7 protein-coding genes and 2 tRNA genes are annotated in these 7510 nt (G+C 55.6%); 5 read left to right on the plus strand and 4 right to left on the minus strand.

All coding sequences use genetic code 11. From position 1 onward, the window contains the following. Positions 1 to 37: 37 nt before the first annotated feature. The gene (gene nrdF, locus HMPREF2935_RS06040) at positions 38 to 1063 is read left to right on the plus strand and encodes a class 1b ribonucleoside-diphosphate reductase subunit beta (RefSeq protein ID WP_082787678.1); all 1026 of its coding nucleotides are present in this window, start codon (positions 38 to 40) and stop codon (positions 1061 to 1063) included. A 286-nt stretch (positions 1064 to 1349) separates the two neighbouring features. After that, positions 1350 to 1925, plus strand: a complete 576-nt coding sequence (locus HMPREF2935_RS06045) for an NADPH-dependent FMN reductase (RefSeq protein ID WP_061924173.1) — start codon at positions 1350 to 1352, stop codon at positions 1923 to 1925. A gap of 106 nt (positions 1926 to 2031) precedes the next feature. Here the strand turns inward: HMPREF2935_RS06045 and tig are convergent, their stop codons facing one another. From tig to HMPREF2935_RS06060, 3 genes are all read right to left on the minus strand, one after another. Next, a complete protein-coding gene (gene tig, locus HMPREF2935_RS06050) occupies positions 2032 to 3390 on the minus strand; it encodes a trigger factor (RefSeq protein ID WP_061924176.1) in 1359 nt (452 codons plus the stop codon). 84 nt (positions 3391 to 3474) lie between these two features. Further along, positions 3475 to 3548, minus strand: a tRNA-Pro gene (locus HMPREF2935_RS06055). Positions 3549 to 4108: 560 nt separating this feature from the next. Further along, positions 4109 to 4183 (minus strand) — tRNA-Gly (locus tag HMPREF2935_RS06060). A 149-nt stretch (positions 4184 to 4332) separates the two neighbouring features. Here HMPREF2935_RS06060 and HMPREF2935_RS06065 point away from each other — a divergent pair. Both HMPREF2935_RS06065 and HMPREF2935_RS06070 read left to right on the plus strand, forming a co-directional pair. Then, entirely contained in the window at positions 4333 to 5130 is a 798-nt protein-coding gene (locus HMPREF2935_RS06065; RefSeq protein WP_070732398.1) for a hypothetical protein, read from the plus strand. A gap of 133 nt (positions 5131 to 5263) precedes the next feature. Then, positions 5264 to 6097, plus strand: a complete 834-nt coding sequence (locus HMPREF2935_RS06070) for an aldo/keto reductase (protein WP_061924182.1) — start codon at positions 5264 to 5266, stop codon at positions 6095 to 6097. Positions 6098 to 6255: 158 nt separating this feature from the next. On the opposite strand, the gene HMPREF2935_RS06075 is transcribed toward HMPREF2935_RS06070, so the two are convergent. Beyond that, positions 6256 to 6729, minus strand: coding sequence for a ribose-5-phosphate isomerase (locus HMPREF2935_RS06075; RefSeq protein WP_061924185.1), 474 nt, complete (start codon positions 6727 to 6729; stop codon positions 6256 to 6258). Positions 6730 to 6854: 125 nt separating this feature from the next. On the opposite strand from HMPREF2935_RS06075, the gene HMPREF2935_RS06080 reads away from it, so the two are divergent. Further along, on the plus strand, positions 6855 to 7510 hold a 656-nt coding region (locus tag HMPREF2935_RS06080; RefSeq protein ID WP_070732401.1), incomplete at its 3' end, for a hypothetical protein.

Here is a 7510-nt window from a genome sequence, read left to right on the forward strand (position 1 = left end):
TCTTTTGCACTACCAATTCACCCGAAAGGAAAAAGTAATGACTTCAGCATCGAACGCTGCTGCGTTAACTAGCATCTCTGTTACGCCTCCGAGCTTCCGACATGATCCCTCAGCCCGCATCCGCCCCATCAATTGGAACCGTGTGAGTGACGAAAAGGATCTTGAAGTATGGAACCGGCTCACCGCCAATTTCTGGCTGCCGGAGAAAGTGCCGCTTTCTAATGATCTCTCAGCCTGGCAGAAAATGACGCCCTCAGAGCGTAACCTCACCATGCGGGTGTTCACAGGTCTGACCACTTTAGATACCGTGCAGGCTACCGTGGGAGAAATCTGCCAAATTCAAGACGCCCGCACCGAGCATGAGCAGGCCGTTTACACCAACATTGCCTTCATGCAATCAGTTCACGCCCGTTCTTATTCTTCAGTGTTTTCTACGCTAAGCAGCACAAAGGAAATCGACGAAGCCTACCGCTGGGCGGTGAATAATGACCTTCTCCAAGCACGTGCCAAGAAAGTCCTCACGCACTATTTCGGGCCGGATCCGCTCAAGCGCAAGGTATCATCGACGCTTCTTTCTTCGCTCCTTCTATACGCGGGTTTCTATCTCCCCTTACACTTTTCTGTCCACGCCACCCTGACCAATACGGCAGACATGATTCGCCTCATTCTGCGTGACAAGGCAGTACACGGTTACTACTCGGGATATAAATACCAGCGTGGCCTAGAATCTTCTTCTCCTCAAAGGCAAAAAGAGATGAAGAATTTCACCATCTCTTTGCTCGAGGAGCTCTATTCCCTAGAGCTGGAATACTCCGGCGAACTATATGAACCATTAGGACTCATGGACGATGTGGCCGTCTTCGTTCGCTATAACGCAAATAAGGCCCTGATGAACTTAGGCTACCCAGATTACTTCCCACCTGAGGAAACGGAAGTTAACCCAGAAATTCTCGCCGCCCTAGCTCCTGGAGCAGACGAGAACCATGACTTCTTCTCTGGTTCAGGCTCCTCCTATGTCATTGGTACCGCTGAAGAAACGAGTGATGATGACTGGGATTTCTAAACCCTTCCCACGACCAGACCAAGGAAGCTGGCTTGAAACCATTGCATTGTTTGAGACTATTCGTGAAGGAAACCAACCTGCGGCATTGCGGCTGCTACAAAGCTCGGCCGCACGCGAGGCCGTCCTGGGAGGGCTCTTGGGCCTCATTGAACTGTATTTCCGCAATGAAGAAGATGACAAAATAGAGGGATTTCTCGCTGCCGCCCACAGTGCCGGCCCGCCCCCAGCTTTCGGTTGCAAGCCTTTTCTCCCTTAATCCAGCCCCAATGAAGAAAGAAGGTTCAGCATGACTTCCACCCCACGCATCACCGTTATCGTAGGTAGCCTGCGTCGCGGATCAATTGCGCGCAAGATTGCGCACGAAGTACTCACAATGATCCCGAAAGACTACGAGGCAAACATCCTCGAAATCCGCAACTTGCCCCTTTATGACTTCGACTACGATGATCCCGCGGTCACGGACAAGCCAACTCCGGCCGAGTACACCACCTTCCGCGACACCATCAAGAACTCTAGCGGAGTCCTTTTCATTACGCCCGAAAACAACCGCACAATCCCCGCATGCCTCAAAAACGCGGTGGACATCGGTTCTAAACCCAACTCAGATGTGGCTTGGAAGAACCTCCCCGCAGGAATCATCAGCCATTCTGTAGGGCGCATGGGTGGGTATAGCTCACAAAAGAACCTCCGATTGGCCCTGTCTTACTTTGATATGCCTTTTCCTGGGCAGCCCGAGGTATTCCTCGGCCAATCACCCACCCTTTTCGAAGACTCGGGCCGTCTTAATGAACACACCGCAGAATTTGTAAAGGACTACGTCATGCGCTTCCTGGCTCTGGTGGACAATGCCTTAACCAGCTAGGACCCACGCACATCTCTAGAGGGCGTTCACGATCACGCAAACCCCGGACTCATTCATGAATCCGGGGTTTGCTAGTGCGCTAGAAACCGCTCGCTACGAAAGAAACCTACTTCTCCTCGGTAGCATCTTCAGCGCCCTCTTCTTCGACCTCGCCGAAGTACTGGTCGACGTCAACCTTGTTGCCGTCCTCGTCCTTGACGTCAACGCGGCAGATAGCGGCTGCGAGAGCCTTGCCACGGCGAACATCAGAGAAGAGGTTTGCAATCTGGCCATTGGACTGCAGCTGCTGAATGAACTGGTTCGGGTCCATGCCGTAGGACTGAGCGGTGAACAGGATGTGGTCGGTCAGCTCCTGCTGGGAGACCTCAGGCTGCTCTTCCTCAGCAACGGCATCCAGGAACAGCTGGGTGCGGACGGACTCTTCAGCGGACTCGCGAGCTTCCTTATCGAACTCCTCGCGGGTGGTGCCCTGCGCCTCAAGCAGCTGTGCGAATGCCTTCTCGTCGTGAGCCAGCTGGCCCAGGATCTGGTGCAGCTGTGCGTGAACCTGCTCGTCAACGACGGAGGTCGGCAGCTCGAACTTAACGCCGTCGAGAGCAGCCTTCAGAACCTCGTCGCGGATGTTCGCAGCCTGCTCAGCCTTCTTGGACTCCTCAACACGGGTCTTGGTGGACTCGCGCAGCTCGTCCATGGTGTCGAACTCGGAAGCCATCTGTGCGAACTCATCGTCCAGTTCCGGAAGCTTGCGCTCCTTGGTCTGCTGAACGTGAACCTTGATGGTTGCTTCTTCACCAGCGTGGTCACCGGACTGGATGGTGGAGGTGAACTCGTTGTCCTCGTCGGTCTTCATGCCGCGCAGTGCGGTGTCAAGGCCCTTGATGAGGTCGTCATCACCAATCTGGTAGGACATGCCTTCGTAGGATGCCTCTTCCAGCTTCTCGCCGTCGATCTCGGTAACGATGTCGATGATGGCGAAGTCGCCGGTCTTCATCTTGCGCTTGGTGTCCTTGAGCTCACCAAAGCGTGCTGCCAAGTCCTCGAGAGCCTTGTCGACGTCCTCTTCCTTAGCCTCCAGAGCCGGAACGGTAACAGACAGCTTGGAGAAGTCCGGAACCTCGATCTCCGGGCGGATGTCAACCTCAGCGGTGAACTCGACGAAGTCGTTGTCCTCGATCTTCGCGATGTCAACCTCTGGCTGGCCGATAACCTTCAGGTCGTTTTCCTGAACTGCCTGCTCGTAACGGGTCGGCAGCATGTCATTGACAACCTGCTCGAGAATCGGGCCGCGACCAAAGCGGGCGTCGATAAGCTGGCGCGGAGCCTTACCCTTACGGAAACCTGGGATAGAAACCTGTTGTGCGATCGCCGCGTAGGCCTGATCGATTTCCTTGTCCAGCTCAGCAAACGGAACGTTGACGGTGAGCTTGACGCGGGTATCGCTCAGCTTGTCTACGGTGGTCTTCACGAGAAACTCTCCTGGCATAAATTGGTTCAGAATGTAAATAAGGGGTCTGGAAATACTTTAAGGGTATTCCCAGACCCCCATACGTCGGGGCGACAGGATTTGAACCTGCGACCCCCTGCTCCCAAAGCAGGTGCGCTACCAAACTGCGCCACGCCCCGTATGTAGGCCTCCACGATCTTCTAAAACATGTCATGCTTTTCGCCGTGGGTGCGTTGCATACTCGAAATAGTGTAGCGGCATATCTCCAAATGACCTAACACCGACCCCCACTTAAGAGCATTTCCGCAGGTTAACAGCTATGAATTTCCTCCCCGTCGCAACGGCCAATTACGCAAAGTTAACGCCTTCAAGCGTGAGTTTTAGCGCTTGTTTTGCGGCGCCATTCCACTGCATCGGCAACGTCTCCGCAGCCCGTTCAGCGAAGCCCCACAACATCGCACTGTGGGACGTGGGCCTTGCCCCTAAACCAGATGGTGAGGTCGCCCATTCCTAGATGGTGAGGTCACGCCGTCAATTCTGCGCCTGGTGATAACGGCTGTGGCTGGAGTCTACTGACCTCACCTTTTAGACCTCACCATGTAGGTTTGTCACCTCACCATTTGGGGTTTCGGCCAAACAAGCACGCTTTATGGGCTTTTCCCTGGATTTGATCGCAAGGTGGAAAACGACAAATCTCGAGCCAACATTTGCATGAAACGTTGACTCGAGATTTAAAAATTGGAGGGAATGACGGGAATCGAACCCGCGTCTTCAGCTTGGAAGGCTGAGGTATTAGCCACTATACGACATTCCCACAGTCCGACATCTAGCGATGTTTGACGTGCGAACCACTTTAGCGCACTTGCCGGCAGAAAATAAAACCGGCCCGTCAACGTGGGGAACTAACTAGGCTTGGAAGGCGTTCAACGTGTGTTGCCCATCAAGATTTGGAAGTGAGTTTTCTTGACACCAATTATCCTGCTTATTGCCGTCGGCGGCGGCGCCGCCTACTTTGCTTCGCGCGGACAGAAGAAAAGGCGCGAAGAGCTTGAAGCGCAGCGCTTCGAGGACGCATTGGCAGATGCCCGCCGCTGGACTGAGCGCCTGGGTGGTCAGGTCATGCAGATTTCCGGCACCGACGCTGCTTCCACACAAGCCATGGCAGATGCTTCCGAGCGTTTCACCGCAGCCAATGCCGCGATTTCCCGCGCCAACACCGTCAAGCAGGCGAATCTGGCGCGCGAATCCGCGCTAGAGGGCATGCACTATGTCAACGCAGCGCGCGAAATCATGGGCATGGATGCAGGTCCAGAGCTCCCACCGTTGGAGGGCCAGCGCCAGGCTGGCAAGGTCACTGAAAAGCGCACAGTTGAGGCAGACGGCCAGACGATTACCGCTTCGCCTTATGCATCCAGCGAGACGCCGAACTACTACCCCGGCGGCGTGGTTGCAGGCCGCCCGGTTCCGGCTGGTTGGTACTCCCGCCCATGGTGGGCCGACGCACTGAGCACCGGCGTATGGATGATGGGCTACTCCATGATGTTCAATGCCATGTTCAGCGGCATGTCCGGCATTGGCTACTCGGCAGCAGCTGCCGAAAGCGGCGACTGGGGCGGCGACCAGGGTGGTGGTGAATTAGGCGGTGGTGACATCGCCGGAAACACGGGCGGTGACGGCGAAGATGGCGGCGGATTCTTCGACGGCCTCTTCGACGGCGGCGATGGCGACGACGGTCTCTTTGGCTTCGATTTCGATTTCTAGTTCTCGCCCCCACACTGGGCGCCCAGCAACAGCACCACCCGAGCAATAATTAATACGTAAATTTTTGTGGCTATTTTGTACCGCTGAGCTTGGCTTCTGCTAAGTTGTTCACTCGCAACGTAGTCTGGGAACCATGTCTGTACCAATGATGAAACTCCACGACGGTAACGAAATCCCACAGCTTGGCTTCGGCGTCTTCAAGGTCAATCCAGAAAAGACCGAAGAGCTCGTCGCTGAAGCCCTGCGCGTGGGCTATCGCCACATCGATACTGCTGCCGTTTATGGCAACGAGGAGGGCGTAGGCCGCGCCATCGCTAACTCCGATATTCCGCGCGAGGAGCTATTTATTACCACCAAGCTGTGGAATGATAGCCAGACCAACGCCGCAGAGGCCCTCGATGAGTCTTTGCAGAAGCTGGGCCTCGACTACGTCGATCTTTATCTCATCCACTGGCCGTGCCCAGAAAACGGCAACTACGTCGAGGCATGGAAGCAGATGATTGAGCTGCAAAAGTCCGGCAAGGTCAAATCCATCGGCGTTTCCAACTTCGAGCTCGAGCACTTAGAGCAGCTGGAAACCCACACCTCTGTTACCCCGGTGGTTAACCAGGTTGAGCTGCACCCGTACCTGCAGCGTTGGCGCGAATTGGACGCTTTCCGTGCACACGGCGTCAAGATTGAGGCTTGGGGCCCACTCGGTCAGGGCCAGACGGACCTTTTCGAGATTGATGAGGTTACCGAGCCTGCCAAGAAATATGGGGTCTCCCCTGCGCAGGTCATCATCCGCTGGCACCTGCAAAATGACGTCATCTTGTTCCCGAAGTCCGCGAACCCAGAGCGTATTGCGGAAAACTTCGATGTCTTTGGCTTTGAGCTAACCGAGGACGAGATGGCTGCCATCACGGATCTGGATCTTGGTGAGGAAGGCCGCGGCGGCCCGCACCCAAACGAGTTCAACGCTAGCTAAGCAGCGCGAGAACTAGACAGCGCGAGTCTGCTTAGCTAGGCATCTAAAAAGCGCCTTCATTTCTCGTTGGCCCCACATCCAGTGGGTGGGCGAAAAGAAGTGAAGGCGCTTTTAGCAGTTTTAGTATTTGAAGGCACCTTAAAGGAACCTTGAAGGAACTAAGCCTCAGGAAGCTCCGGCGGAATCTCAGTGCGCTCGTACTCCGCCAGGATGTCGATGCGGCGCTGGTGGCGATCAGCTGCGGACCACTCCTGCTCGAGGAAGGCATCCACGATGGCCAGCGCTTCTTCTTCAGAGTGCATGCGGCCGCCGATGCCGATCAGCTGAGCGTTGTTGTGCTCGCGAGCCAAGCGGGCGGTTTCTGGGGACCAAGCCAGTGCGCAACGCGCGCCCTTTACCTTGTTGGCTGCAATCTGCTCACCGTTGCCGGAGCCGCCGAGCACGATGCCCAAGGAACCGGGATCGTTGACGGTACGCAGTGCCGCCTCAATGCAAAAAGCTGGGTAATCATCCTCAGCGTCGTAAACGTGTGCGCCACAATCGATGACGTCGTGGCCCTGCTTCTTCAGGTGTTCAACGATGACGTTCTTCATCTCGAACCCTGCGTGGTCTGCTCCTAAATAAACGCGCATGCCCCAAATCCTACAGCTTTGCCCAATCTGGCGTTACTATGATCGGCGTTCCCCGTATTCATCCCCTGTATTAACGCTGAATCCCTCACAGCATGGCTCGCAACGTCTTAGAAAGGAGACTGGAAATGAACGAACGTTTTGGTGCACGGCTGTGCCTCGGCCTCTTTGTGGCCAGCCTGCTGTTGCTGCCAATCTTTCCGCTCTTCCTGCCTCCTTTCGTCGGACCCGTCGTCGGCACTGCTTTCGTCACGCTCGCGCACATCATCCTGGGCCTTTTCTATTATTTCCGGCCAACACGAGACCTGCGAGTAGGCCTTTGCGCACTCCTCGGCGCGGCTTCCTGGGCCACCTGGGTGTGGTGCTACTGGGAGGAATACAGCGCACAGATGTCGCTGCCCAACATCAATATCGCGGGCCTTATCGCACCAATTGCAACGCTGCTCACGATTCTTTTCCTCTCCTCGGATAGCCTCAAGTTCGGCTCCACATCCCGCAGCGGGAAGCGATATTTTGCCGTCGGAGTTGCCTTCACGGTGTTGGTCTTGGTCGAGGTGCTGTGGACCTTCCTGTTCCAAGAACAACTTGCAGAACCGGCCATGTCGCCTGATATGGCCTCCTTGGTAACGGTCATCATCCTGCGCGCCGCACCAGTCATTCTCACCGTGGTTACCTGGGCCATCGCGCTTTCCACCCAAGACAAAAAGCTCCGGCGCCTGCTGATTGGCGCCGGAGCTTTGGCCCTGCTGAGCTTTTTCATCCCGTTTGTCACGGCATTTTCAGC

Source organism: Corynebacterium sp. HMSC076D02 (genome assembly GCF_001813815.1).
GTDB classification, from domain to species: Bacteria; Actinomycetota; Actinomycetes; order Mycobacteriales; family Mycobacteriaceae; genus Corynebacterium; species Corynebacterium simulans.

Coding starts and splice junctions, on each gene's coding strand:
- nrdF (WP_082787678.1), top strand. CDS start 38: ATGACTTCAGCATCGAACGCTGCTGCGTTAACTAGCATCTCTGTTACG.
- HMPREF2935_RS06045 (WP_061924173.1), top strand. CDS start 1,350: ATGACTTCCACCCCACGCATCACCGTTATCGTAGGTAGCCTGCGTCGC.
- HMPREF2935_RS06070 (WP_061924182.1), top strand. CDS start 5,264: ATGTCTGTACCAATGATGAAACTCCACGACGGTAACGAAATCCCACAG.
- HMPREF2935_RS06075 (WP_061924185.1), bottom strand. CDS start 6,729: ATGCGCGTTTATTTAGGAGCAGACCACGCAGGGTTCGAGATGAAGAAC.